Source organism: Actinoplanes sp. NPDC051851, assembly GCF_040681165.1.
Classification (GTDB): domain Bacteria; phylum Actinomycetota; class Actinomycetes; order Mycobacteriales; family Micromonosporaceae; genus Actinoplanes.
Map to the genome: position 1 here is coordinate 31236 of NZ_JBFAYF010000054.1, position 26286 is coordinate 57521.

The 26286-nt window shown below is 71.3% G+C and carries 20 protein-coding genes; 11 read left to right on the forward strand and 9 right to left on the reverse strand.

Going from position 1 to position 26286, the window contains the following annotated elements; all coding sequences use genetic code 11:
* Window position 1 precedes the first annotated feature (1 nt).
* The gene (locus AB0M08_RS36565; RefSeq protein WP_364503841.1) at window positions 2-1531 is read right to left on the reverse strand and encodes a sensor domain-containing diguanylate cyclase; all 1530 of its coding nucleotides are present in this window, start codon (window positions 1529-1531) and stop codon (window positions 2-4) included.
* Between the two features lie 249 nt (window positions 1532-1780).
* Here AB0M08_RS36565 and AB0M08_RS36570 point away from each other — a divergent pair, with 249 nt between their 5' ends.
* The 5 genes from AB0M08_RS36570 (at window position 1781) to AB0M08_RS36590 (ending at window position 12173) form a co-directional block, all read left to right on the forward strand.
* Window positions 1781-2353 carry a hypothetical protein gene (locus tag AB0M08_RS36570; RefSeq protein WP_364503844.1) on the forward strand — a complete coding sequence of 191 codons (573 nt, stop codon included), beginning with the start codon at window positions 1781-1783 and terminating at the stop codon, window positions 2351-2353.
* Between the two features lie 657 nt (window positions 2354-3010).
* Complete coding sequence (locus tag AB0M08_RS36575; RefSeq protein ID WP_364503847.1) at window positions 3011-3664, forward strand: HAD-IA family hydrolase; 654 nt, start codon at window positions 3011-3013, stop codon at window positions 3662-3664.
* Window positions 3665-3831: 167 nt separating this feature from the next.
* Window positions 3832-5574, forward strand: a complete 1743-nt coding sequence (locus AB0M08_RS36580; protein WP_364503850.1) for a glycoside hydrolase family 6 protein — start codon at window positions 3832-3834, stop codon at window positions 5572-5574.
* Window positions 5575-5898: 324 nt separating this feature from the next.
* On the forward strand, window positions 5899-11355 hold the full coding sequence (locus AB0M08_RS36585) for a carboxyl transferase domain-containing protein (RefSeq protein WP_364503853.1): 5457 nt from the start codon (window positions 5899-5901) through the stop codon (window positions 11353-11355).
* Window positions 11356-11429: 74 nt separating this feature from the next.
* Complete coding sequence (locus AB0M08_RS36590) at window positions 11430-12173, forward strand: protein phosphatase 2C domain-containing protein (RefSeq protein WP_364503918.1); 744 nt, start codon at window positions 11430-11432, stop codon at window positions 12171-12173.
* Between the two features lie 635 nt (window positions 12174-12808).
* On the opposite strand, the gene AB0M08_RS36595 is transcribed toward AB0M08_RS36590, so the two are convergent.
* Both AB0M08_RS36595 and AB0M08_RS36600 read right to left on the reverse strand, forming a co-directional pair.
* Window positions 12809-13408, reverse strand: coding sequence for a DUF3455 domain-containing protein (locus AB0M08_RS36595; protein ID WP_364503855.1), 600 nt, complete (start codon window positions 13406-13408; stop codon window positions 12809-12811).
* Window positions 13409-13519: 111 nt separating this feature from the next.
* Window positions 13520-14314 carry a hypothetical protein gene (locus tag AB0M08_RS36600; protein ID WP_364503858.1) on the reverse strand — a complete coding sequence of 265 codons (795 nt, stop codon included), beginning with the start codon at window positions 14312-14314 and terminating at the stop codon, window positions 13520-13522.
* A 375-nt stretch (window positions 14315-14689) separates the two neighbouring features.
* On the opposite strand from AB0M08_RS36600, the gene AB0M08_RS36605 reads away from it, so the two are divergent.
* The 3 genes from AB0M08_RS36605 to AB0M08_RS36615 are packed head-to-tail and all read left to right on the forward strand — an operon-like array spanning window position 14690 to window position 18289.
* A complete protein-coding gene (locus AB0M08_RS36605; protein WP_364503861.1) occupies window positions 14690-16306 on the forward strand; it encodes a translation initiation factor III in 1617 nt (538 codons plus the stop codon).
* Complete coding sequence (locus AB0M08_RS36610; protein WP_364503864.1) at window positions 16303-17781, forward strand: NADH-ubiquinone oxidoreductase-F iron-sulfur binding region domain-containing protein; 1479 nt, start codon at window positions 16303-16305, stop codon at window positions 17779-17781. The genes AB0M08_RS36605 and AB0M08_RS36610 overlap by 4 nt, the downstream gene beginning before the upstream one ends.
* A gap of 1 nt (window position 17782) precedes the next feature.
* Window positions 17783-18289, forward strand: a complete 507-nt coding sequence (locus tag AB0M08_RS36615; RefSeq protein ID WP_364503867.1) for a redoxin domain-containing protein — start codon at window positions 17783-17785, stop codon at window positions 18287-18289.
* A gap of 7 nt (window positions 18290-18296) precedes the next feature.
* On the opposite strand, the gene AB0M08_RS36620 is transcribed toward AB0M08_RS36615, so the two are convergent.
* Together AB0M08_RS36620 and AB0M08_RS36625 are read right to left on the reverse strand one after the other, a co-directional pair.
* Window positions 18297-18581, reverse strand: a complete 285-nt coding sequence (locus AB0M08_RS36620; RefSeq protein WP_364503870.1) for a hypothetical protein — start codon at window positions 18579-18581, stop codon at window positions 18297-18299.
* A gap of 7 nt (window positions 18582-18588) precedes the next feature.
* On the reverse strand, window positions 18589-18816 hold the full coding sequence (locus AB0M08_RS36625) for a PspC domain-containing protein (RefSeq protein ID WP_364503873.1): 228 nt from the start codon (window positions 18814-18816) through the stop codon (window positions 18589-18591).
* Window positions 18817-19012: 196 nt separating this feature from the next.
* Here AB0M08_RS36625 and AB0M08_RS36630 point away from each other — a divergent pair, with 196 nt between their 5' ends.
* Window positions 19013-20749: a serine/threonine-protein kinase gene (locus AB0M08_RS36630; RefSeq protein WP_364503876.1), complete on the forward strand. Its 1737-nt coding sequence runs from the start codon at window positions 19013-19015 to the stop codon at window positions 20747-20749.
* Between the two features lie 51 nt (window positions 20750-20800).
* On the opposite strand, the gene AB0M08_RS36635 is transcribed toward AB0M08_RS36630, so the two are convergent.
* Window positions 20801-21520 (reverse strand): protein phosphatase 2C domain-containing protein, encoded by a 720-nt coding sequence (locus AB0M08_RS36635; protein ID WP_364503879.1) that lies wholly within the window; start codon window positions 21518-21520, stop codon window positions 20801-20803.
* Window positions 21521-21684: 164 nt separating this feature from the next.
* On the opposite strand from AB0M08_RS36635, the gene AB0M08_RS36640 reads away from it, so the two are divergent.
* A complete protein-coding gene (locus tag AB0M08_RS36640; RefSeq protein ID WP_364503882.1) occupies window positions 21685-24120 on the forward strand; it encodes a Tex family protein in 2436 nt (811 codons plus the stop codon).
* Window positions 24121-24171: 51 nt separating this feature from the next.
* Here the strand turns inward: AB0M08_RS36640 and AB0M08_RS36645 are convergent, their stop codons facing one another.
* Window positions 24172-24489, reverse strand: a complete 318-nt coding sequence (locus AB0M08_RS36645) for a type II toxin-antitoxin system PemK/MazF family toxin (protein WP_364503885.1) — start codon at window positions 24487-24489, stop codon at window positions 24172-24174.
* Window positions 24483-24731 carry a hypothetical protein gene (locus AB0M08_RS36650; protein ID WP_364503888.1) on the reverse strand — a complete coding sequence of 83 codons (249 nt, stop codon included), beginning with the start codon at window positions 24729-24731 and terminating at the stop codon, window positions 24483-24485. Before AB0M08_RS36650 ends, AB0M08_RS36645 begins: the two co-directional genes overlap by 7 nt.
* Window positions 24732-24868: 137 nt before the next feature.
* Here AB0M08_RS36650 and AB0M08_RS36655 point away from each other — a divergent pair, with 137 nt between their 5' ends.
* Window positions 24869-25402 (forward strand): GNAT family protein, encoded by a 534-nt coding sequence (locus tag AB0M08_RS36655; protein WP_364503921.1) that lies wholly within the window; start codon window positions 24869-24871, stop codon window positions 25400-25402.
* On the opposite strand, the gene AB0M08_RS36660 is transcribed toward AB0M08_RS36655, so the two are convergent.
* On the reverse strand, window positions 25363-26241 hold the full coding sequence (locus AB0M08_RS36660; protein WP_364503891.1) for a DUF2716 domain-containing protein: 879 nt from the start codon (window positions 26239-26241) through the stop codon (window positions 25363-25365). The two genes, AB0M08_RS36655 and AB0M08_RS36660, sit on opposite strands and share 40 nt — an antisense overlap.
* Window positions 26242-26286: the final 45 nt, after the last annotated feature.

The window sequence follows — 26286 nt, forward strand, 5'->3', positions numbered from 1 at the left end:
CTCAGCGCGGCGGGGTCAGGTAGACGCCGCCGCCGGAGCGCTTGGCCTGGTACATCGACGCGTCGGCGTCCTTCATCAGGATGCCGAACTCGGTGGCGTGGGACGGGAACATCGCCACGCCGATGCTGGCGCCGATCCGGATCTCGCGGCCGTCGATCTGGAACGGGTCTTTCAAGCGCTCGCAGATCCGCTCGCCGACCGCGACCGCCGACCTCTCGTCCGGGTTGGTGGTGATGAGCACCGAGAACTCGTCGCCGCCGAGCCGGGCCACCATGTCCGGGCGGCGGATCACCGAGTCCAGGCGCTTCGCGACCAGCTGCAGCAGGACGTCGCCGGCGTGGTGGCCGATCGTGTCGTTGACCTGCTTGAAGCCGTTCAGGTCGAGGAGCAGCAGGCCCAGGCGGGTGCCGGTGGCGATGGCGATCTCGACCGCCTGCTCGCCGCGGTCCAGCAGGTACTTGCGGTTCGGCAGGCCGGTCAGCGAGTCGTGGAACGCCTGGTGGGTCAGCTCCTCGACGTGCATCTGGGCGGCCTCGCGCATCCGGGCGCTGTCCATGATGAGGGCGCCCTCGACGGAGAGCTGCTGGGCCAGGATGCGGTCCCGGGAGCTCCACTCGCGGGCTCCGGACGCGTCGCCGCAGAGGACCAGCCCGACCGGGCCGCTGCCGGAGATCAGCGGGACCGCGATGAACGACTGCACGCCGGCCACCTCGATGAATCCACCGGGCAGCACCTTGGCGGCCTTGGTGTCGGCGAAGAGCAGCGGCTCGCCGGACTCGGCGGCGGCACGCCAGAGCGCCGAGTCGTTGGCGAGCTTGCCGACCATGTTGTCGAAGACCTGGCGGTTGCTCTCGGCGGGCAGCCCGACGCCGTACACGTACCGGATCCGGCCCTCGCCGTCGACCAGGTGCAGGCCGGCGTACTCGGTGCGGAACGCGGTCGCGCAGGAGTGGGCTAGCAGCTCGGCGGCGGCCTCCACGTTGCCGGCCGACATACCCTTCTCGAACAGGTCCTGGATCGTGGAGCTGGTGTGCGCCACGAACTGACGCTGCTTCTCCGCGAACAAACCCTGCAGCGTGGTGGCGAGGTGCAGGGCGAGCGTCGAGACGGTGTCGTCGCGCAGCTCGGCCAGGGCGGTACCGGTGAGCAGCAGCACGCCGACGGTCTGCCCGCCGATGCGCAGCCGGATCGCCATCTGCTCGCCGTTGACCACCGGCTTGCCACCGGCCGGGGTACGGAACACCTTGCCGGCGACCAGCTGGTCCCGCCGCCCCGGCTCGCCGAGCCGGGCGGTCGCGCTCATCATGCCGGTCTCCGAGTCCAGCTCGTAGACGGTGGCGGCGGTCAGCCCGGCGATCTCGGTGAGGTGCGGGGCGGTCAGATCGAGCACGTGCTGGACCGAAGGGGTGTCCTTGGTCATGAACCCGACCAGCTCCGCCAGGAGTAGCCCCTGCCGGTCCGGCTCCACGGCCGAGCTGCCGGTCACCTCGGTGAGAGGTCCGGCGGATGGCACTCCGTTGCCCACGGTCATGGTCCTAGGGTCGGCACGCGCGCCCGCCGGTTGAGCCTCCGGACGCCCGGTGCGGGGCGCAGTTGGGTTGCGGCGGGATCTCCGCTTCCGCCTCCCCTGGGCGTACGTCCGGAGCAGAGCGGTCCCCGGTCGACTGAATACCGTCGTCCGCGCTGGTCATCGGGGTGTCCCGGGGCTAGCGTCTCATCAAGGTGTCCCGGGGCTAGCGTCGAGTCACCCCACGGGGCTTGTGTTCACGGCGGGAGCGACATGGCTTCTCGGGACCCGTACGCGAAAAGCAGACCGCGCAAGAGCGACCGCCGCACCTGGCTGCTGACCGGTGTGGCCGCGATCGCCCTCGTCGTGACCGGTGTGATACTGGCGTCCTCGCACCTCGACGCGGCCACGCCGTCGCCTTCTCCGCCGTCGCCGTCGTCGGCCACCGCGGTGTCGGCCGTGCGCGAGGGTTTCGGCACGCGCCCGGACCCGCCGGTGATGGAGGGCGGGGACGAGGATGAGGCGGCGCTGGCCGAACTCGCCTACATCAACAGCGACGACCTGACCACCGTGACCCCGGCCGGCCAGTGGGTCGCCGAACTGGCCGAACGTTCGGGCGCGGCGCCGGTCGAGGTGCTCGGGGAACACCAGCGGATGCGCCGCGAAATGGCCAGTTCTGATCATCCGATCGTGTTGCTCCGGACCAGCGACTTCGGCACGGCCTCGGGTACGCCCCGCTGGGTGACCGTGGCCCTCGGCGACTTCCTCGACGCCGGCGAGGTCACGGCGTACTGCCGCTCCCTCGACACCCCGACCTGCCACCCCCTGCAACTCCTCCCGCGCTGAGCTCTGCCGGGGCTCTTTCGCGGCCGGTCTGCGCGACGTCCGCCTTCGCTCCGTACGCAGTGGCGCGCGTGACGGTTCCGGCTGAGGCGACGCATCACTGGGTGCGCTTGGCGCCCGGGCGGTGAGGGATGGGCGGCTCGCTGCATGGGCGGCGGGTGCACACGATCGGTGCTGGACGGGCCGCTCGCGTGCACGAGCGGCCGGATTCGGGCGGTCCGCGTGCACGGACGGTGGGGGACGGGCGGTGCGAGTTCACGATCAGCCGGGATGCAGGGCGGTGGGCGTACACGATGCGTGATCGTGTGCGTGGGCAGCCCGTATAGGGGCGCCGGAAGTACTCGATCGGTGATCATGGATTCCCGTCGCCCCGGCGGACCATGATCGTGATCCCGGGTCGCCCTGCGGACCACGATCGCCGCTCGCATACCCGGTCGAGGATTTCACGCGGGTGTGCTTGCCAGAACGCCTGTCGGATCACGAGTGATGCATCGGAAGTGATGCATCGGAAGTGATGCATCGGGGGTGATGCATCAGGGGGCGGATTCAAAGGGCTGATGCATCAGGGCTGATGCATCAAGGGGTGATGCATCAGGAGTGATGCATCAGGGGTGATGCATCGGGGGTGATGTGTTGGGTGGGGTGGGGGATGATCGCGGGGTGGGGGTTGAGGCGTTGGTTTTTGACTTTGATGGGCTGCTGATGGAGACGGAGACGACGCTTCTGGAGAGCTGGCGGTGGGAGTGGCGCCGACACGGGCTGGAGCTGGATGAGGGTGGGTTCTTCGCGGATCACGGTGGGGATACCAGTGAGGACCGGTATGCGGCGCTGGCCATGGCGGTCGGTGCCGGCTATGACCGGGACGCGAGTCATGCGCGGCGGAACGCGTACCGGGAGAGGGCTCATCTGACGCTGGGGCTCGCGCCCGGGATCGGGGCCTGGCTCGACGAGGCGGAGGAGCGGGGGCTGCGCCTGGCGGTGGCGAGCAGCTCGCGAGGTGCCTGGGTGCGGGGCAATCTGGGCCGGACCGGCGACCTGTCGCGGATCGAGGTGCTGGCCAGCGGTGATGAGGTGGGCACGCACAAGCCGGACCCGGCGGTGTACCACCTGGCGCTGGAGCGGCTCGGGATTCCGGCGGGGCGGGCGGTCGCCTTCGAGGATAGCCCGCACGGGGTGACCGCGGCCGCGTCGGCGGGGCTGCGCTGTGTCGCGGTGCCGAACCCGTTCACCGCGCACGCGCGGTACGGCCACGCCGACCTGGTGCTGTCCAGCGCGGCCTCCATGACGCTCGCCGAGGTGCTCGACCGGCTCTGATCAGGGCGTGAACCAGGCGTTGCCCGGGTGTTTCCGGATCATTGCGCTGGGAGCGCTCCCATGTCATGCTGTCGGCACGGCCAGTGATCGCCACCGATGTGTTGGCCGACGCTCCCAGTGGCGTCCGTCCACGTGGCGCCGCCCCCCACGTCTCGAGGAGTCCTCACATGAGACCCATTCCCACCCGGGCCCGAGCGCTCACGGCGGCCGCCGCCGTGAGTCTTCTGGCCGGCGCCGGGGCCACGTTCGTGGCGACCGACGCCAGCGCGGCCGCAGGCTGTAGCGCCAAGTACACGGTGAACCAGTGGAGCAACGGGTTCACCGCTGACGTGACGGTCACCAACCTGGGCGACGCGATCAGCGGCGGCTGGAACGTCACCTGGGACTTCGCCGGGAACCAGGCCATCACGCAGGGCTGGAACGCCACCGTCACCCAGTCCGGCCAGCACGTCACCGCGGTCAACCCGTCGTGGTCGACCAGCGTGGCCACCAACGGGTCGGTCAACTTCGGCTTCCAGGCGACCTACTCGGGGACGAACGCCACGCCGGCCACCCTCTCGCTGAACGGCGTCGCCTGCACCGGAGGCACCACCACCACGTCGCCGACCACCTCCAGCTCGCCGACCACCTCGTCCTCGCCGACCCCGTCCACGTCGACGAGCACCAGTGCCAAGGTCGACAACCCGTACGCCGGGGCCAAGGGCTACGTGAACCCGGAGTGGAAGGCGAAGGCGGACGCCGAGACCGGTGGCAGCCGGATCTCCAGCAACCCGACCGCGGTCTGGCTGGACCGGATCGCCGCGATCGAGGGTGTCGACGGCGGGATGGGCCTCGCCGATCACCTGGACGCCGCGCTCGCCCAGGGCGCCGGGTACATCCAGTTCGTGATCTACGACCTGCCGGGCCGGGACTGCGCGGCGCTCGCCTCCAACGGTGAGCTCGGGCCGACCGAGATCGGCCGGTACAAGACCGAGTACATCGACCCGATCGCCGCGATCATGTCGAACGCGAAGTACGCCAGCCTGCGGATCATCAACGTCGTCGAGATCGACTCGCTGCCGAACCTGATCACCAACACGGGTAGCGCGGCCGGCGCCACCGCGGCGTGCGACGTGATGAAGGCGAACGGCAACTACCAGACCGGGATCGCGTACGCCCTGAACAAGCTGGGCGCCCTCGGCAACGTCTACAACTACCTGGACGCCGCGCACCACGGCTGGATCGGCTGGGACTCGAACTTCGCGCCCACCGCCGACCTGATGTACCAGACCGCGGTCCTCTCCGGCAGCGTCAGCAACGTCACCGGGTTCATCACGGACACGGCGAACTACTCGGCGCTGACCGAGCCGTACTTCACCATCGGCACCACGGTGAACGGGACCAGCGTGCGGCAGTCCTCCTGGGTCGACTGGAACCAGTACGTCGACGAGCTCACCTTCGCCCAGGCGTTCCGGACGAAGCTGGTCTCGGTGGGCTTCCCGTCCACGATCGGCATGCTGATCGACACCTCCCGCAACGGCTGGGGCGGTACGGCACGGCCCACCGCGGCCTCCACCTCGACCGACCTCAACACCTTCGTGAACGCGTCCCGCATCGACCGCCGGATCCACGCCGGCAACTGGTGCAACCAGAGCGGCGCGGGCCTCGGCGAGCGTCCCACGGCGGCTCCGGCCTCCGGGATCGACGCGTACGTCTGGGCGAAGCCGCCGGGCGAGTCGGACGGCTCCAGCACCGAGATCGCCAACGACGAGGGCAAGGGCTTCGACCGGATGTGTGACCCGACGTACACGGGTAACGCCCGCAACGGCAACAACCTCACCGGGGCGCTGGCGAACGCGCCGTTGTCGGGCCACTGGTTCTCGGCCCAGTTCCAGCAGCTGATGACGAACGCGTACCCGCCGCTGAGCTGACCCACCGGTAAGACGAACCCCCGCCCCGATCATGCCCGGGGCGGGGGTTCTCCGTGTCCGGGGGATCCGTCACGGCGATCTTGGCGTTACATTGAGAAGCATGGATGCAACGTGCCGGTGCGATGATGCGGTAGTCGCCCACCGCCCGGACGACTCGCCCGTATTGCCGCAATAGTGTACTAGCTGGACAGGTGGCTGTTTCCTGTTTCGTGACGGAAGGGCTCCGGCTCGCCCGTCTTGCGATCCATTAGAGTCAGCTACCGGTCACCGCCTGTATTACTCGCCGGTAACCGTAAAGCGTCTTGGAAAGGACGGGCTCGGTCCGTGTTCAGCCGTATCGCCATCGTCAACCGTGGTGAGGCCGCCATGCGGCTCATCCACGCGGTCCGTGAGCTCGCGGCGGAGACCGCGACGCCGTTACAGACAGTAGCCCTGTACACCGACGTCGACCGCACGGCGACGTTCGTGCGAGAGGCCGACATCGCGTACGAGATCGGTCCCGCCGCCGCGCGGCCCTATCTCGACCTGAAGGCCCTCGAGCGCGCGCTGGTGGAGACCGGCGCCGACGCCGCGTGGGTCGGCTGGGGCTTCGTCGCCGAGGATCCGGCCTTCGCGGAGCTGTGCGAGCGGATCGGCGTCACCTTCGTCGGCCCGAGCGCGGACGCCATGCGCAAGCTCGGCGACAAGATCGGTGCCAAGCTGATCGCCGAGGAGGTCGGCGTCCCGGTCGCGCCGTGGAGCCGCGGGCCGGTGGAGACGCTGGACGCCGCGATCGAGGCCGCCGCGCGGATCGGCTACCCGCTGATGCTGAAGGCGACCGCCGGTGGCGGCGGGCGCGGCATCCGGGTCGTCGCCAGCCCGGAGGACCTGACCGACGCGTACGAGCGGACCAGCCAGGAGGCGGCCCGCGCGTTCGGCAGCGGCATCGTCTTCCTGGAGCGGCTGGTCACCGGCGCCCGGCACGTCGAGGTCCAGGTCATCGCGGACGGCACCAGCGCGTGGGCGCTCGGCGTCCGGGACTGCTCGGTGCAGCGCCGCAACCAGAAGGTGATCGAGGAGTCGGCCTCGCCGGTGCTCAGCCCGGAGCGGGCCGCCGAGCTGAAGTCGTCGGCCGAGCGGCTGGCGGTCCGGGTCGGCTACCGGGGCGCGGCCACCGTCGAGTTCCTCTACCACCCCGGTGACGACCTGCTCGCCTTCCTGGAGGTCAACACCCGGCTCCAGGTGGAGCACCCGATCACCGAGTCGACCACCGGGTTCGACCTGGTCAAGGCCCAGCTGCACGTCGCCTCCGGCGGCACGCTGGACGGGGTGCAGCCGGTGGAGCGCGGGCACGCCGTCGAGGCCCGGCTCAACGCCGAGGACCCGGACCGCGACTTCGCCCCCTCGCCGGGCCGGATCGCGCGCCTGGACCTGCCGGCCGGCCCGGGCATCCGGGTGGACACCGGCGTCAGCGAGGGCGACACCATCCCCGCGGACTTCGACTCGATGATCGCGAAGATCATCGCGTACGGAAAGGATCGTGACGAGGCCCTCGGCCGCCTGCGCCGGGCGATGCGCGAGACCGTCGTGATCATCGAGGGCGGCGCGACCAACAAGAGCTTCGTGCTCGACCTGCTGGACCAGCCCGAGGTGATCGACGCCAGCGCCGACACCGGCTGGATCGACCGGGTCCGCAACGAGGGCCGGCTGGTCTCGCACCGGCACTCCGCGGTCGCCCTCGCCGCCGCCGCGATCGAGGCGTACGAGGAGGACGAGCGCGCTGAGCAGCAGCGCCTGCTCTCCACCGCGTTCGGCGGCCGCCCGCAGGTGCAGCACCAGAGCGGCACCCCGCTCGACCTGAAGCTGCGCGGCGTCGGCTACCGCGTCCGCACCGCCCGGGTCGGCGCCCACCGCTTCCGGGTCGGCATCGAGACGGGCGCCGAGGTGCGCACCGCCGACGTCGAGCTGGAGCGCTACGACGAGCACACCGGCCAGATCACCGTGAACGGCAGCCGGTACCGCCTGCTGACCGGTACGCACGGCCCGATCCACCTGGTCGAGGTGGACGGCGTGACCCACCGGATCAGCCGGGACGAGGGCGGCGTGCTGCGCTCCCCGATGCCCGCCCTGGTGGTGGCGACCCCGCTGCAGCCCGGCGCCGAGGTCGAGGCGGGGGCCCCGGTGGTGGTCCTTGAGGCGATGAAGATGGAGACGGTGCTGCGCGCGCCGTTCAAGGCCCGGCTCAAGGAGCTGGCCGTCACGGTCGGCGCCAAGGTGGACAGCGGTGCCCCGCTGCTGCGCCTGGAGCCGATCGGTGACGGCGAGGACGAGGACACCGCCTCGGGCGACGCGGTCGAGATCGACCTGCCCGAGGCGACCGGGGACGTGCCGCCGCGGGCGCTGGCCGAGCATGGCCAGGACGCGCTGCGCAGCCTGCTGCTCGGGTTCGACGCCGACCCGCACGACGAGCGCCGGGTGCTCGCCGGGTACCTGGCCGCGCGCCGAGCGTCCACCGAGGCCGGGTTCCGCCCACTCTCCGGCGAGGTCGACCTGGTCGACGTCTTCGCCACCCTCGCCGAGCTGAGCCGCAACCGGCCGGCCGGCGACGACGGCACCGGGCTGAGCCACGTGCACAGCGCGCGCGAGTACTTCCACGCCTATCTCCAGAGCCTCGACGTGGAGCGTGCCGGACTGCCGGAGAAGTTCCAGTCCAAGCTCGCCAAGGCGCTGGGATCGTACGGTGTGAAGGAGCTGGAGCGGACCCCCGAGCTCGAGGCGGCGGTCTTCCGGATCTTCCTCGCCCAGCAGCGGGCCGCCACCGACGCGGGCGTGATCGCGAGTCTGCTCCGCGCCTGGCTGCAGGAGCCGCCGCCGGACGAGACGCTGCGTGAGCCGGCCGGCCTGGCCCTGGAGCGCCTGGTCGCCGCGACCCAGGTGCGCTTCCCGGTCATCGCCGACCTGGCCCGCGGGGTGGTCTTCGCCTGGTTCGGCCAGCCGCTGCTGCGCCGCAACCGGGCCCTGGTCTACGCCGGTATCCGCAAGCACCTGCGCTTCCTCGACGAGAACCCGGCCGCGGCGGACCGCGCCGACCGGATCGCGGAGATGGTCCGCAGCACCGAGCCGCTGATGCGCCTGCTCGGCCAGCGGCTGGTCCGGGCGAACCTGGACAACACCGTGCTGCTGGAGGTGCTGACCCGGCGCTACTACGGCAACAAGGGCATCACCGGCGTCCGCGCGACCGAGGCCGGCGGCGTCCAGCTGGTGGTCGTGGACCGGGCCGACTCGGCGGTGGTCTCGGCGGCGGTCGGCTTCGACGCGTTCGGCGGCGCGCTGAACGGTCTCGCCGAGCTGGCCGGCGGCAACGGGAAGATCGTCGCGGACCTCTACCTGGCCTGGGAGAACCAGCCGGAGGACCCGGACGCGATGACGGTCGCGCTGGCCGAGGTGATCGCCGGGACGCCGCTGCCCGAGCAGGTACGCCGGCTCACCGTCACCGTCGCCGGCCGGCACGGCTCGGTCATGCACCAGCACTTCACCTACCGGCCCGCCGGGGACGGCTGGGCGGAGGACCGGCTGATCCGCGGCCTGCACCCGTACATCGCGGAGCGCATGCAGCTGGAGAGCCTCCGGGAGTTCGACCTCACCCGGCTGCCCTCCTCGGACGAGGAGGTCTACCTCTTCCAGTGCGTGGCGAAGGGCAACCCTTCGGACGACCGGCTGGTCGCGTTCGCCCAGGTCCGTAACCTCACCGCGCTGCGCGAGCACGACGGCCGCCTGGTCGCCGTGCCGTCCGCCGAGGACACCATCGCGACCTGTCTCGACTCGATCCGGCGCGCCCAGGCGGGCCGGCCGTCGAACAAGCGGTTCAACACCAACCGGATCGTCGTCTACGTGTGGCCGCCGATCGGGCTCACCGACGCCGAGCTGGAGATGATCTTCACGCGGGTCGCGCCGACCACGGTCGGCGCCGGGCTGGAGGAGATCCTCTTCATCGGCCGGGAGCGCGTCCGCTCCACCGGCGAGCTCCGGAAGATCGCGATCCGGGTCACCTTCGGCGTCACCGGCCGGGCCACCTTCACCATCGGCGAGCACGGCAACGAGGTGGTCCAGCCGCTCGACGACTACCGCCTCAAGGTGATGCGGGCGGCCAGCCGGAACACCGTCTACCCGTACGAGCTGACCGGCATGCTCGGCGCCTTCACCGAGTACGACCTGGACAAGAAGCACGTGCTGGTCCCGGTCGACCGCCCCAAGGGCCGGAACAAGGCGGCCCTGGTCGCGGGCGTGGTCACCACCGTGACCAGCCGGCACCCGGAGGGCATCGCCCGGGTGGTGCTGCTCGGCGACCCGACCAAGTCGCTCGGCGCGCTCTCCGAGGCCGAATGCCGCCGGGTGATCGCGGCGCTCGACCTGGCCGAGAAGATGTCGGTGCCGCTGGAGTGGTACGCCCTCTCCGCCGGCGCCCGGATCTCGATGGAGTCCGGCACCGAGAACATGGACTGGGTGGCGGCCGCGCTCAAGCGGATCGTCGAGTTCACCCAGGACGGCGGCGAGATCAACATCGTGGTCGCCGGGATCAACGTGGGCGCCCAGCCGTACTGGAACGCCGAGGCCACCATGCTGATGCACACCAAGGGCATCCTGGTGATGACCCCGGACTCGGCGATGGTGCTCACCGGCAAGCAGTCGCTCGACTTCTCCGGCAGCGTCTCGGCCGAGGACAACTTCGGCATCGGCGGCTACGACCGGGTGATGGGCCCGAACGGTCAGGCACAGTACTGGGCGCCGTCGCTCGAGGCGGCCCGCGACGTGCTGATGTCGCACTACGACCACACGTACGTGGTGCCCGGCGAGTCCGGTCCCCGCCGGACGGCCACCACCGACCCGGTGAACCGGGACATCTCGCCCTTCCCGCACACGGTGGCCGGCACCGACTTCGCCACCGTCGGGGAGATCTTCTCGGCCGCGAAGAACCCGGACCGCAAGAAGCCCTTCGACATCCGTACGGTCATGCGGGCCGTCGCCGACCAGGACCACCCGGTGCTGGAGCGCTGGGCCGGGATGGCCGACGCGGACACCGCGGTGGTGCAGGACGTGCACCTCGGCGGCATCCCGGTCGCGCTGCTCGGCATCGAGTCGCAGTCGGTGACCCGGCGGGGCTTCCCGCCCACCGACGGCCCGGACACCTACAGCGCGGGCACGCTCTTCCCCCGCTCGTCGAAGAAGGCGGCCCGGGCGATCAACGCGGCCAGCGGCAACCGGCCGCTCGTCGTGCTCGCCAACCTGTCCGGTTTCGACGGCTCCCCGGAGTCGATGCGCAAACTCCAGCTGGAGTACGGCGCGGAGATCGGCCGGGCGATCGTCAACTTCCGGGGCCCGATCGTCTTCGTGGTGATCTCCCGCTACCACGGCGGCGCGTTCGTGGTCTTCTCCAAGGCGCTGAACCCGAACATGACCGTTCTGGCCCTGGAGGGCTCGTTCGCCTCGGTGCTCGGTGGCGCCCCGGCGGCGGCGGTCGTCTTCATCGGCGAGGTCAACGCCCGGACCGCCGCCGACCCGCGGGTCCGTGAGCTGGAGGCCCGGGTCTCGGTCTCGGCGGGCGCGGAGCGCGGTGCGCTGACGGCGGAGCTGGACGAGCTGCGGGCGTCGGTGCGCACCGAGAAGCAGGGTGAGGTGGCGGCCGAGTTCGACCGCATCCACAACATCCAGCGCGCGGTCGAGGTCGGCTCGGTCGACGCGGTGATCCGGGCGGCCGACCTGCGCCCGAAGATCATCGAGGCCATCGAGGCCCGGCTGAAGTAGACCCGGCTGGAGTAGATCCTGCGGAAACGGCCAGGCCCCTCATCGGGCCTGGCCGTTTTAATGGGCGGGTGGAGATGAACGAAGCGTCGTGGCGGATCGGGGACGTGCCGGTCCGGGCGGCCGGCGGCAGCGTGACCGGCGATCACTACGACGCGAACTACGACCGGTTCCACCTCGATCCGTCGTCGCCGCTCGCGGTGGTCGCCGACGGGATGGGTTCGGGGGAGGGGAGCGCGGCCGCCGGCCGCCTGGCGGTGGAGACCGTCGTGCACGCGGCCGGCGCGGAGGGCCGCACCCCCGCGGCGATGCGGGCCGCGACGGCGGAGGCTCATGTGCGCGTACGGGAAAAAGCCCGTGATCTGCGTGAACTCACCGGATGCACCCTCACCGCCCTGGCCGGGGTGCCCGGATCGGACGGCGGGGCGACCGCCCGGATCGCGCAATTGGGCGATTCGCGCGTCTACCGGCTGCGCGGCGGCCTGCTGGAACTGCTCACCGTCGACCACACGTGGGCCTGGCTCGCAGCGGTGCACGGCTGGTGGGCGGCGGACTCGGCCGAGGCACGGGCGGCCCGCTACCGGCTGACCCGCTACGTCGGCCACCCGGACGAACCGGAACCGGACGTCCTCGACGTCACGCTGCGCACCGGCGACACGCTGCTGCTCTGCACCGATGGCGTCTCCGACCAGCTCTCCTACGACGAGATCGCCGCCGCCCTGGCGCCCCGGAATCCCGTGACCGCGGTCAGTGCCCTGCTCGCCGCGACGCTGACCGCGGGCGGTGCCGACAACGCCACCGCGATCGTCCTCGTCGTGTGACGGCGGCGCCCCGACCGGACATCGATCGGCCGGCCGGAAGCCCTGTCCCTGCTGGTCGATTCCGGCGGGATCGTCACCGGCGGGGGGCGCGGGGTGGGCGTTCTCGGTCATGGTCCGGGTCGGGGGTTATCCACAGTCGGGGTTTGTCCACAGGGCCCCGGTTCGTCGGGTTTGATCGACTTTTCACGATCAACTGCTGGGATGATCTTGGTGGCTGGTGCTCAGGGGTCTCTCGGAGGGCCTGAGGCACCCCGGATCGCCAGCCAGGCCGGTCTGAGGCGCCCCGGATCGCCAGCCGGACCGGCCGAGGCGCCCTGGACGGCCGGCCCACCGCCTGCGGGCACCGCCGCCCGGCGGGCCCGCGACCGAAACCTGGCCGGCCGAAACCTGGCCGACGGAATCGGCGATCCGCGGTCGGCGAGTGTTTCGGACGGGTACTCGCCGCGGGATCCGGCGTCCCACCCGTGCGGTCCAGAATTGACCAGCGGGGTCAGTCCTGTCCCGCAGCCGCCCTTGAGTGAACGATCGTGTCCCGGTGCCGCCCTGGAGTGAGCGATCGTGTTCCGGTGCCGCCCCGCGACGCGTGACCGTGTGCGGGCACCGTCCCTGAGAAGGGTGGCCGGGGTGGTGGCGGGTCAGGACTTCTTGCGGAAGAAGCGGTAGACCGCGCGGTACGGCACCGCCAGGGTGTCGCCGGTCGTGCAGGTGGTGGCCGGGGCGACGCCGCCGGACGTGGCGAGGCGCTGGATGTAGGTGACGCCGCCGAAGAGGCCGTCGCCGCGGGTGCGGGCCGCCGTGATCAGCAGCTGCGGGATGCTGTTCGGGGTGGTGGACGGGGCGGAGACCGGCCGGGCGCCCTCGACCAGTGAGCCGTCCTGGTCGGATTCCCAGCTCGGGCCGCGGAAGTGCAGTGCGGTCACCTTCCGCACCGGGCTCAGCGTGATGCCGTTGAGCGACGCGGCGGGCTCGGTCAGCTGCCAGGCGCCGGACGTGCAGGTGTAGATCTGCACGCCGCGGGCCTTGAGGACGGCGTGCACGGCGTTGCCGGGCGGTGGCTCCAGGGTGGCGGGCACGGTGAGCCCGCCACCGAGGAAGCTGTCGTCCTGGGTGGTCGCCGGTCGGGTCTCCGTCGGTGCCCGCTCGCCGGTGCCGGCGAACGAGACGCCGGCGGGCACGCCGAGGGCGACGGCGGCCAGGCCGCCGAAAGCAGACGCGATCTTGGTACGCGGGGTCACGGAGTCCTCCCCTATGGACGGTGACGCTGGGCTCACGGTAACCGCCGTGAAGCCCGGGCAGTCCCGTTCCGTAGGGGATTCACCCGGAGGAAGTGATCTTAAGTCGACAAATCAGCGCATAGGGTAGAAGCCGGTCGGAACGGATTGAGCCTGCCGGCGCGCCTCCTTCGTCCGTGAGCGGAGCCGGAGCAGCAGCAGGATGCCGAGGCAGACGCAGACGCCGCCGACGACCAGACCGGGGCCGAGCAGACTGGTGGTCTCGCTGGACGCCGGTTCCAGCGCTCCGGTGTCGCCGGTCTCGTCCTCGACCGGGGTGACCGCGTCGTCGCTGGTCTCCTCCTCCGCGGGTTCGGTGGTCTCCTCCTCGGCCGGTTCGGTCGTCTCGGTCGGCTCCGGTGACGGCTCGGTGGTCTCCGCGGTGCCGGCCACCTCGGTCGCCGCGCCGGCCGCGCTGAGCAGCGTGTTCTGCGCGTCGAAGGCCTGCACCTCGAACTGGACCGTACCGCCCGCCTCGCCGGTGAAGCCGATCCGCCAGCGGCCGGTCACCGTACGGTTCCGGCAGAGCGTGCCCGGGTCGACCGCCTCGTCGACGAACGTGGCGGTGTTGTCCTCGACCGTCTTCTGCGTCGCGAACTGGCCGTCGTCCTCGAACCGTACGACCTGGATGCCGTCGACCGGCACGGTGCCGCCCCGCACGATGAGCGCGAAGCGCACCTTGCGGCACTGGCGCAGCTCCGATGACGTGACCGCGGTGACGGTCCGGGCGTTGCCGCCGGCCTCCGCGTTGTTCGGTGCGTCGAGCTCGACGCTGATGCCCCTGACGTCGGCCACGGCCGGCGCCGCACCGACCGTGCTCATGGCGCCGCCCGCGAGCGCGGCGCAGAGCAGAGCGGTGTAGTACCGCACGGCGATCCCCTCCCTGGAGTACCCCTCGATTCGCCTTGCAACAGATAGTTCGCCGTCCGTGGCCGAATGGTTCACGCCGTAACCCGTGTCACTCCTTATCTTCTCCTTAAGGCCTGGCGGGAGGCGTCATCGCCGCAGCTCAGCGGCCATGTGCGAAGAGTGTCCGGGCGATCACGGAAAAGAGCCGACCAAAAATTCTGAACGGGTTCATCCGAACGCACGTCCGGCACGTAATCCGGGAAGGACACGGCCGGGGCATCGCAGGGGAAAGCCAGCCGCGGGCGGGTCCAGCGGAACTTGAGCACGGGGCGTTCCCCACGGACGCCGGCGTCCCACCGCCCACGGGACGTGACCGTTGCGGAAAACGAGGAGTCAATGGCCCGGTCGAAGAACAACCAGAAAGCGGCCGCCAGTAGGGTGGCGGTCGACGTCGGCGCTACGGGAAGCCGGTCCGTCCCGATGAGCGCGGTGATACTGCTCGCCGCGAGCATCCTGGCGGCACTATGGGCGGTCGCGATGATGACCGCACCCGGCCGCGTCGGGTACTACTACTTCTTCATCTACTCCGAGTTCTACATGGGTGTTCTCACCCTGGTCTCGCTCTCCATCACGATCATGGTCGGCGTGATCTCCACCGACCGCCTGGTCCTCTCCATCAGGCAGCGGGTCTTCCTCCAGTCCACGCACCGGACCACCGGCGTGATGGCGATCTCCGCGCTCGCGATCCACCTCTGGACCAAGACCGTCGAGTCGCACATCCGCATCATCGACATCTTCATCCCGTTCATCACGCCGACGAACACGCTCTGGATCGGCTTCGGCCAGATCTCCGGTTACATCCTGGTGATGGTGACCTGGAGCGGCCTGATCCGGGCCCGGTTCATCGGCCGTGGCAAGCCGTGGATGTGGCGCACCATCCACTCGGTGTCGTACCTGATGTGGCCGATCGCCCTGCTGCACGGCCTCGGCGCCGGTCGCGCGGCGAAGACCTGGGTCATCGTCAGCTACATCGTCTGCGTCCTGGCCGTCCTGGTCGCTCTCGCCGTACGCCTCTCGGTCAGCCTGAACCGGCGCAAGGACTTCTCCTCCGCCGCCGGTGTCGGCGCGGTCAAGGCGCCGCCCAGCGAGGTCGCGCCCACGGCCTCCGGCGCCCGCAACCGGTTCGCCGGTGGCGGCGGTGGCGCTCGCGGTGGCAACACCGGCGTCGACCTGATGGCCCCGGCCGCCGCGCCGAACGTGCAGAGCTGGGTCCCGGCCACCCCGCCGGCCCCGCCCGCGCCGCCCGCCCCGGCCCCGGTGGCCGAGGTCCCCGCGGCCAGCCCGGCCCCGGTCGCGGAGGACTACCCGCCCCGCGGCGGCCGTGACCTGGAGCCCGCGCCCCGGCAGCGCCGCCCCGTCGAGGACGAGTACGACGAGCCGACCCGCGCGGTGACCCGCCGTCCCCGCGAGGAGTACTACGACGACGAGCCCGCCCCGCGGTCCCGCCGCCGTCGCGACGACGTCGAGGAGGACGGCCCGCGCCCGCGCAGCCGCCGGTTCGAGGACGACGAGGAGAACACCGGCGCCCGGTCGCGGCGTTCGCTGGAGGAGACCGGCACGCGGATGCGCCGGGACGACTTCGAGGACACCCAGACCCGGATGCGCCGGTACGCCGACGACGAGCCCGCCCCCCGCTCGCGCCGCGCCCCGGAGCCCGAGTACGACGAGCGCCCCCGTGGCCGCCGCCGTGCCGAGGACGAGCGGTACGAGGAGCCGCGGTACGAGGAGCCCGCCCCGCGTCAGCGCGCCGCCCGGTACGAGGACGAGGAGCCCCCGCGGGCCCGCCGCCAGAGCCGGTCCGAGTTCGTCGACTTCGCGGACGACGACACGCCCACCCTGGTCGGCATGGAGTCCCGTCGGTCCCGTCGCGGTGGCGAGGAGCCGGAGCGCGGCGGCCGCCGGGGACGTGATGACGACGAGGCGTACTTCTCGCAGCTGCGCGGTGAGCGTTGAGCACCCAGCAGGTTCCCCCGGTCACCGCGATCGGGACCCCGCGGATCACCGCGGGCTACGACGAGTACGGCCGGCTGGACCTCCAGGCGCACCAGGAGGTCCACGGCGGGTTCGCCGCGCTCTCCTCGGGTGAGCTGATCGGTCTCGCCGACCGGATCGAGCTGCGCGGACGTGGCGGCGCGGGTTTCCCGTTCGCCCGCAAGGTCCGCGCGGTCATCGACTCCTGCAAGCGGCAGGACCTGCCGCCGATCATCGTGGTCAACGGCACCGAGGGTGAGCCGCCGTCCTGGAAGGACAAGGCGGTCCTGACCCGCGGCCCGCACCTGATCCTGGACGGCGCGGCGCTGGCCGCCGCCGCCCTGGACGCGGAGGAGATCGTCATCGGCGTCGCCGACGACGGTGTCGGCCAGAACTCGCTGATGGCCGCGCTGGCCGAGCGGAAGATGCCCTGCCCGACCCGGATCGTCACGGTGCCCCACCGGTTCATCTCCGGTGAGGGTGGCGCGCTGGTCCGCGGCATCAACGGCGAGGCGCACATCCCGCCCGGCCGCAAGGTCCGGTCCAGCGACAACGGCGTGATGGGGTTGCCCACCCTGCTCTCCAACGCCGAGACGTACTCCCAGCTGGCGATCGCGGCCCGGCTCGGGCCGTGGGAGTACAACTCGGTGGGTCTGCCGGAGGAGCCGGGCACGGTCATGCTGACCGTCGGCGGCGCGTCGAGCTCGCCCGCGGTGGTCGAGGCGCCCAGCGGCACCCCGCTGATGGACGTGCTCAACATGTGCGGCGCGGACATCGGCCCGGGTCTGCTGGTCGGTGGCTACCACGGCAAGTGGATCACCGCGAAGCAGGCCGAGACCGTGATGATCTCCCGTAAGGGGTTCGCCAAGGTCGGCGGCACGCTCGGCGCCGGCATGCTGATCCCGATCGGCTCGAAGACCTGCCCGATCGGCGAGGCCGCCCAGGTGGTGCAGTACCTCGCCGGCGAGTCGGCCGGTCAGTGCGGCCCGTGCCGGCTCGGCCTGCCCGACCTGGCCCGGGCGGTCACCCTGGTGTCGCTCGGCGGCAACGCGCTGGAGAACGTGCGGCAGGCGGCCGGTCTGGTCAAGGGCCGGGGCGCGTGCAGCCACCCGGACGGCACCTCGCGGTTCGCGCTCTCCGCCCTCGAGGTCTTCGCCAAGGACGTGGAGGCGCACGCCAACGGCGAGGGCTGCGGCAAGTCGGTCAAGGGCATCCTGCCGCTGCCGTACACGGCGGAGACCGGGGCGCGGAAGCTGGCCCTGGACTGGTCGCGCTGCGACGGGCACGGGCTCTGCTCGGCGGTGGCACCGGAGATCATCCGGCTGGACCACAACGGGTTCCCGGCGTTCCCGCAGACCCCGCTGCCGCCGTGGCTGGAGGACGGGGCGCGCAAGGCGGTCAACGTCTGCCCGGCCCTGGCCCTGCGCCTGATCGACCCGGCGGCGGGCGGCCACTGAGATGACCACTCGTCGAGCGTTGCTGGCGCTGCCGCTGCTCCTGGCGGCCTGCGCCGAGCCCACGGCCGGGGCCCCGTCCACGGCCGCGTCGAAGGCGGGCACACCGGAGACGCTCGACTTCACCGGCACCACGCTGGACGGCGTCGCGTACGACGCCGCCCAGCTGGCCGGGAAGCCGTCGATCCTGTGGTTCTGGGCGCCGTGGTGCGCCACCTGCGCGGTCGAGGCCCAGTCGGTCGGCGACTTCCACGAGGAGTACGCCGACCGGCTCACCTTCCTCGGCATCGCCGGGCTGGGCACGGTCGGCGCGATGAAGGAGTTCGTCTCGGACATGCAGGTCGGGACGGTGACCCACCTGGATGACACACCCGGCAAGATCTGGAACAAGTTCGGGATCACCCAGCAGAGCACGTACGTGCTGCTGGACTCGGCCGGGACGATCGTCAAGCAGAGCTACCTCGACGACCTGGCCCTCACCGGCGAGCTGAAGAAGCTGGTCCTTCTCTGATCCGCCGCTAATCCGCGTCGAGCGGGGTCAGGTGCGGTTTGCCCGCGCCGTCCCGCTCGATCCGCAGCCGGGTACGCCGCCCCGGGCCGAGGTGCACCGGGAGCGGCGGCCCGGTGTGCCCGCCGTCCCGGGCCTGCACGGTGTGCGACCCGGGCGGCAGGGCCAGCTCCAGCGTGCGCCCGGCGCGCACCCGCCCCTTGGTCACGCCGTCGACGGTGACGGCGTAGGTGCGGGTGACCGTGGCGAGGGCCCGCGGCGGGCCCTCGACGACGAGCGTGGCGACGACGGTCATCGGTGGGTCACCATGTGGGGCCGGTCTGCTCGGACGGCATCAGGATCCAGAGGATCGGGTAGACGAGGATCTGGCTGCCCGGGATCAGGAACAGGATCACGACGAAGAGCAGACGGGCGATCCACGGGTCGAGCCCGAAACGGCGGCCCAGCCCCGCGCAGACACCGCCCAGCATCCGGCCGTCGCGCGGGCGGACCAGTCCCTGACGAGCCATCGTGTCGTGCACGGCGTTCATGGGTTTCTCACTTTCCCCTGCGTCAAATGGTGACGACTCCATGGTGATACCCCGATGCCAGCCTTCCCATCCGGAGACGCCCCGAGGAAGCCCGGATCCCGGCCCCCTAGGGTCCGTACGCGATCACGCCGCCCGATACAGTGCCTCCGGCGAAAGGAAGGCGGCCGCGGGGGCGGTCCAAGGGGCGGCGAGGACAATGGGCGACAGCACGGAGCCGGGCGCGCACGGACAGCCGCTGCGGCCGGCCGACCCGAGCAGACTCGGTGACTACGAGTTGATCGGGCGGCTCGGCGAGGGCGGCATGGGCACGGTCTATCTGGCCCGTACCGGAAGCGGTGTGCTGGTCGCGGTCAAGATGGTGCGCGCCGACCTGGCCCACGACGACGAGTTCCGCCGGCGGTTCCGCTCCGAGGTCGACCGGGCACGGCAGGTTCCGCCCTTCTGTACGGCCGAGGTGCTGGACGCCGATCCCGACCACGAGCACCCGTACCTCGTGGTGGAGTTCGTGGACGGTCCGACCCTGGCCAAGGTGGTCGAGGAGAAGGGGCCGCTGACCGCCTCGAACCTGCACGGCGTGGCGATCGGGGTGGCCACCGCGCTGACCGCGATCCACGGTGCCGGAGTGATCCATCGCGACCTCAAACCGCGCAACGTGCTGCTCGCGCCGGGCAGCCCCAAGGTGATCGATTTCGGGATCGCCCGGGCCATGGAGGCGACGAGCGCGAACACCCGGACCGATCAGATGGTCGGCACGGTGGCCTACATGGCCCCGGAGCGCTTCAGCACCGAGGGGGACACCCCGGTGACGCCCGCGGCGGACGTGTTCGCGTGGGGGAGCGTGGTGGCGTACGCGGGCACCGGCCGTACCCCCTTCAACGCCGACTCGCCGCCGGCCACCGCGGCCCGGATCCTCACCCAGCCGCCGCGCCTGGACGGCCTCTCCGCGCCGCTGCGCGACCTGGTCGCGCACGCGCTGGAGAAGGACCCGGCCAACCGGCCCAGCTCCCGCGAGCTGCTCGACCTGCTGATCTCCGGGCCCCGCCCGGCCGCCGCCACCGCCGCCGCGTTCGCCAAGCAGCCCGACCTGCGCGCCGCGGCGGTCGAGGCGCAGGCCGTCACCGGGTACGCGCCCACCCTGGACATCCCGCCCGGCCTGGTCGGCTACGACGAGAACTCGATCATCACGGTCCCGATCTCGGAGACCACCAAGGGCGCCCCGCCGCCGGTGCCGGTGCTCCCGGCCCGGCGCCGGCGCCGCTGGGTCCCGGCCGCGGCGCTGGTCGCGGTGGTGGCCGTGGCCGCGGGCGTGCTCCTCGCCGTGATGAGCACCGGCCAGGAGAGCGGGGCGGCGCCCGCGCCCGGCGTCTCCTCCTCCCCGGCCGAGGTGCTGATCGAGGACGGCCTCCGGCAGAAGTCCCTCTGGATCCCGAGCGAGCAGGCGAGCGAGAAGGCCAGCTGCGCCTTCGACGGCGCGCTGATCGCCCGCCGCGGGACCAGCGGCACCTACCGCTGCAACGGGCCGCTCGACCAGATGCCCGCGGACCTCTCCGCCGAGGTCGGCGTCCGGCTGGTCACCCCGGACAGCTGTGCCGCGATCTGGTTCCGCTTCCAGGACCTGCGTGGTTACCAGGCCCGGGTCTGCGAGCGCAACGTCTACGTCGGCATCCACCGCCGGGACGGCACCATCACCGTGCTGCGCACCTTCGTGCTCGCCGACCCGATCGCCCTGGACGCCGCGCCGACCCGGATCGGACTGCGGGTCGCCGGGAACACCGTGGAGATCCTCCGGGAGGGCGCGCCGATCGGCACCGCGGAGCTCACCGAGCCCACCTTCACCGGCGGCCGGATCGTGCTCGGCGTCTTCAACGAGCGCGACGCCCCGGAGAAGGGTCCCTACGAGGTCGCCTTCACCGACATCAAGATCTGGCGCTGAAGACCTTTCCGGTACGCCCGGAGCGCGCCGCGGGCGTACCGGAAGAGGTTCTCAGGATTCGACGACGTCGGCGACGATGACCGTGACGTTGTCCGGGGCGCCGTTCTCCAGCGTGCGGTTGACCAGCTCGGCGGCGCAGGTCTTGCGGTCGGCGTGGTCGCGCAGCGTCTGGGCGATCACCCCGTCCTCCACGTAGTCGGAGAGGCCGTCGCTGCAGAGCAGGTAACGGTCGCCGACCCGGACCGGGATCATCCGGCCGGCCGGGCGGAACGAGCCGCCCTGGACCGCCTGGGTGACCAGCGCGCGCTGCGGGTGGCGGCGGGCGTCGTCGGGGGTCAGCACCCCCTGGTCGACCAGCGCCTGCACATACGTGTCGTCCCGGGTCAGCTGGGTGAACTCGCCGTCGCGCAGCAGGTAGCAGCGGGAGTCGCCGACGTTGAGGGCGGCCAGGCGGTCACCCGAGAGGAGCAGCGCGGTGACCGTGGTGCCCATGCCCTCGCGGGCGTCGTCGTCGGAGACGGCCTTCTCGATCTGTTTGTTGGCGACCTGGAGCGCGTCGATCAGATCCTGCAACGGCTCTCCGGTGTCCGGCTTCAGGTCGACCTCGCCGAGTGCCTGCACCAGGATGTCACTGGCCAGCTCACCGGCCGGTAAACCGCCCATGCCGTCCGCGACCACGAAGAGGCGATTGCCGACGAAGACAGCGTCCTCGTTGTTGGACCGGACCAGGCCCTGATCAGTGGCGGCGACCGCCCGGACAGCAAGCGTCATGTAGCAACAATGCCAAAGCCCTCCTGGGTTGTCTCTAGTAAACGTGCCCCCTCGGACGACCCGTGTCAGGAAATTTGGCATCACCGCAGGCCGGAGGCATCATCCGGGGGGCTGTCTGCGGGGCGGCGCGACAAGCTGCCACGGCCTCGGTAACAATCGTCGTCGTGACGACAGCGATCCATCAGCGCATTGCCTCCGAACTCGGGGTCCGCGAAGGCCAGGTCACCGCGGCGGTCGAGCTGCTCGACGGCGGGGCCACGGTGCCGTTCATCGCCCGCTACCGCAAGGAGGTGACCGGCACCCTCGACGACGCCCAGCTGCGCACGCTCGAGGAGCGCCTGGGCTACCTGCGGGAGCTGGAGGACCGGCGCGCCGCGGTGCTGGAGTCGATCCGCTCCCAGGGCAAGCTGGACGACGCCCTGGAGCAGCAGATCCTCGAGGCCGACACCAAGGCCCGGCTGGAGGACATCTACCTGCCCTACAAGCCGAAGCGGCGGACCAAGGCGCAGATCGCCCGTGAGGCCGGCCTGGAGCCGCTCGCCGACGGACTGCTGGGCGACCCCACCGTCGACCCCAAAGCGGCCGCAGCGGCCTTCGTGGACGCGGAGAAGGGCGTCGCCGACGCGCAGGCGGCACTGGACGGGGCGCGGGCGATCCTGATCGAGCGGTTCGCCGAGGACGCCGACCTGATCGGTGACCTCCGGGAGCAGATGTGGACCCGGGGCCGTCTGGTGGCCAAGGTACGCGACGGCAAGCAGACCGACGGCGCGAAGTTCGCCGACTACTTCGACTTCGCGGAGCCGTACGCGAAGCTCCCCTCGCACCGCATCCTGGCCATGCTCCGCGGTGAGAAGGAGGAGGTCCTCGACCTCACCATGGAGCCGCACCCGGAGGAGGACGAGGGCTACTTCGAGGGGCGCATCGCCGGGCGCAACGGCATCACCGACCACGGGCGCCCCGGTGACCGCTGGCTGCTCGACACGGTCCGCTGGGCCTGGCGTACCCGGGTGCTCATCCACCTCGGCGCCGACCTGCGGCTGCGGCTGCGTGAGGCGGCCGAGGACGAGGCGGTCCGGGTCTTCGCCGCGAACCTGCGCGACCTGCTGCTCGCCGCGCCGGCCGGCACCCGCACCACGATGGGCCTGGACCCCGGCTTCCGCACCGGCGTCAAGGTGGCGGTGATCGACGCGACCGGCAAGGCGGTCGCCACCGACACGATCTACCCGCACGTGCCGCAGAACAAGTGGGACGAGTCGATCCACCGGCTGGCCGCGCTCGCCTCCAAGCACAACGTCGAGCTGATCGCGATCGGTAACGGCACCGCGTCCCGGGAGACCGACCGGCTCGCCGCCGACCTGATCAAACGGCACCCCGAGGCGAAGCTGACCAAGGTGATGGTCTCCGAGGCGGGTGCGTCGGTCTACTCCGCCTCGGCGTACGCCAGTCAGGAACTGCCCGGCATGGACGTCTCGCTGCGCGGGGCGGTCTCGATCGCGCGCCGCCTGCAGGACCCGCTCGCCGAGCTCGTCAAGATCGACCCCAAGTCGATCGGCGTCGGCCAGTACCAGCACGACATCTCCGAGGTGAAGCTGGCCCGCTCGCTCGACGCGGTGGTCGAGGACTGCGTGAACGGCGTCGGCGTGGACGTCAACACCGCCTCCGCGCCGCTGCTCACCCGGGTCTCCGGCATCACCGCCGGACTGGCCGAGAACATCGTGCTGCACCGCGACGAGAACGGCCCGTTCACCAACCGCCAGGAGATCAAGAAGGTCTCCCGGCTCGGCCCGAAGGCGTTCGAGCAGTGCGCCGGCTTCCTGCGGATCCGCGACGGCGAGGACCCGCTCGACTCCTCCAGCGTGCACCCGGAGTCGTACCCGGTGGTCCGGACGATCCTGGCCGACGCGGGCGCCGACCTGCGGACGGTGATCGGTAACAGCCCGATCCTGCGCGCCATCCGCCCGGAGAAGTTCGTCACCGACACCGTCGGCCTGCCGACCGTCACCGACATCCTGAAGGAGCTGGAGAAGCCCGGCCGCGACCCGCGCCCGGCCTTCACCACGGCCACCTTCGCCGAGGGCGTCGAGAAGATCGCCCACCTCAAGCCGGGCATGGTCCTGGAGGGCGTGGTCACCAACGTGGCGGCGTTCGGCGCGTTCGTCGACATCGGCGTCCACCAGGACGGGCTGGTGCACGTCTCGGCGCTCTCCGAGAAGTTCGTCCAGGACCCGCGCGAGGTGGTCAAGTCCGGCGACGTGGTCAAGGTCCGCGTCCTGGAGGTCGACGAGGTCCGCAAGCGCATCTCCCTCACCATGCGCCTCTCCGACGAGCCGTCCCGGGGCCGGGGCCCGCGCGAGGACCGCGGCGGCCAGGGCGGCGGCGGTGGCCGTGGTCAGGGTGGCGGCGGCCGTCAAGGCGGCGGTGGCCAGGGTGGCCAGCCCCGTCAGGGCGGCGGCGGCCAGCGTGGTGGTCAGGGCGGCGGTCGCCAGGGCCAGGGCGGTCAGGCTGGCCGTCAGGGCGGCGGCCAGCGTGGTGGTCAGCCTTCGTTCGGCAACGACGCGATGGCGGACGCTCTCCGCCGGGCCGGTCTCACCCGCGACTGAGCCTTCTCCGTCAAAGGTCCCGGCTCCGGTCGGGACCTTTTTCGTACGCCGTCAGGGGAGATCGAGGAAGTCGCGGACGGACTCCTCGACGGCGGCCATCGTGGTGTGTGAGACGTAGCCGTGGTTGTCGCGCAGAGCCGAGCGGTCGAGGATCTGGACCACGCCGTGGATGCGGACGTGGGCGCCGCTCAACGGATCGCCCGGGCCGAGCATGACCGCGAGATGGTTGGGATGAGGAACCTCCCGGACGACGCTGAGCGCCCAGGCGGCCAGCTCCTCGACGGCGTTGAACTCGTCGTTGCTGATCACCAGCACTCGATGCTGGGAGCCGCCGCGGAGCAGTGTCCAGATCTGTCCCCGCCTCACCACGCGCTGTCCCGTAAGGCAATGTCGTTGCTCGCCTCGATGAACAGGCGGTCGGTTTCGACCTGCTCGGGAGTGCGCTTGCGGAGGAACTCCCCATATGCCTGCGCCGCCTCCCGCTGACGGGCACGCCGGGTCTCGGGAAGGACCCGGCGGACCGCCTCGGTCACCGCGGCGGAGGCGTTCCCGGAGCTCTGCAGATAGGCGGCGACATCGTCGGGGACGCTGATACTGAGCTTCACGGTCATACTTTTATCGTACCGATGGGGAAGCGCCTTCCTTGTCCACCGGAGGTATGCCACCTGTCGGGCAAACGCCTCACGAATCATCCTTACGAGGGGCGATGTCGCCCCCGGGAATCGGGTCGTATTCTCGGCGGGTGTTGATGGGTACCGAAAGGCTGGTTCTGCGGCGGTTCCGGGCGTCGGATGCGAGCGTGCTCAGTGAGTACCGGTCGGATCCGGACGTGGCGCGGTATCAGTCGTGGGAGGCGCCCTATCCGGTGGAGAAAGCGGTGGTCGCGGTCCGGAACTTCGCGGCCAGCTCGCCCGACAAGGCCGGGTGGTTCCAGTACGCCGTGGAGCACGCGGAAGAGCGTGTGCTGATCGGGGACGTCGCGGTGCGGCTGCACGAGAACCTCCAGCAGGCGGAGATCGGGTTCACTCTGGCGGCGGCGTACCAGAAAAAGGGTTTTGCCTCTGAAGCGGTGGGGGCCGTGCTCGATCGGCTGTTCCGGCTGCAAGGGCTGCACAAGGTGACCGGGGAGTGTGATGCCCGGAATGTGCGGTCGGCGGGGCTGATGGAGCGGCTGGGATTTCAGCGCGAGGGGCTGCTGCGGCAGCAGACGTTCATCAAGGGCGAGTGGACCGACGACCTGCTCTACGGGCTGCTCGCGGAGGAGTGGACGGCGCGCTCCTGAGACGGCGGCGAGGAGCGCTTGATCGGGAGCCACGGGGCCAGGAGCGGGGTCAGGGCGGTCACCAGGGGCTCGCCGAAGATGCAGAGGGTCTGCTCCCACGGGTGGCCGAACGTGCCGCAGGTGAGGTCCTCGGTGAGGAAGACGTAGTAGTCGCCGTCGGGACAGGGGCTCAGCCGCCACGGGCCGCCGCTACGGGCCTGCACGTCGGGGCGGAACCAATAGCACCGGTGTTGCCAGTCGAGGGCGGCCAGCCGGGTGCCGTCGGGGAGGATCTCCGTGAAAGCGGTCAGGGCGGACGCGTTCAGGAGGTCGGTGCGGGCGTCGTGGGCGGCAGTGGAGCGGGCGGGGCGCTGGTGGATCGCGGCGAGGTCGAAGGTGACCGACGGGGTGGGCTCGTCGATCGCGGGGAATGAGCGCATGCCGGGGCGGAACGCGAAACGGGCCTGGAAACGTCGCCAGATCTCGTCGTCCTCGCCGTCGGGCATCGGGGTCCACGCGGGCTCGTGCGGGGTGGCCGGGGGACGGTCGTAGTGGAACTGCTCCTGGATCTCGCGCAGTACCCGGATGGCGGCCAGGTCGGGGTAGCCGGTGTCGTCGGGCCAGTCGATGGCGAAACCGAGGCTGCTGCTCGCGAACGCCAGTTCGGTGGCGAGCAGGGCGCGCGGCCAGTCCGCCGCGGGCAGGTCCTCGCCCGCGTCGAGGGCGTCGGCCACGCGCCGGGCCCACGCCGGGACGTCGCCGGTGCCGAGCAGCCGGGCACCCTCCGGCCGGCGTGTGGGGAGCAGCCACTCGCGTACCCCGGAAGAAAGAAGCCGGCGCTGAGCCGGAGAGATCTCCACCCACGCATGATGGGGGACGGACCGGGTGAGGTCCGTCCCCGGGGG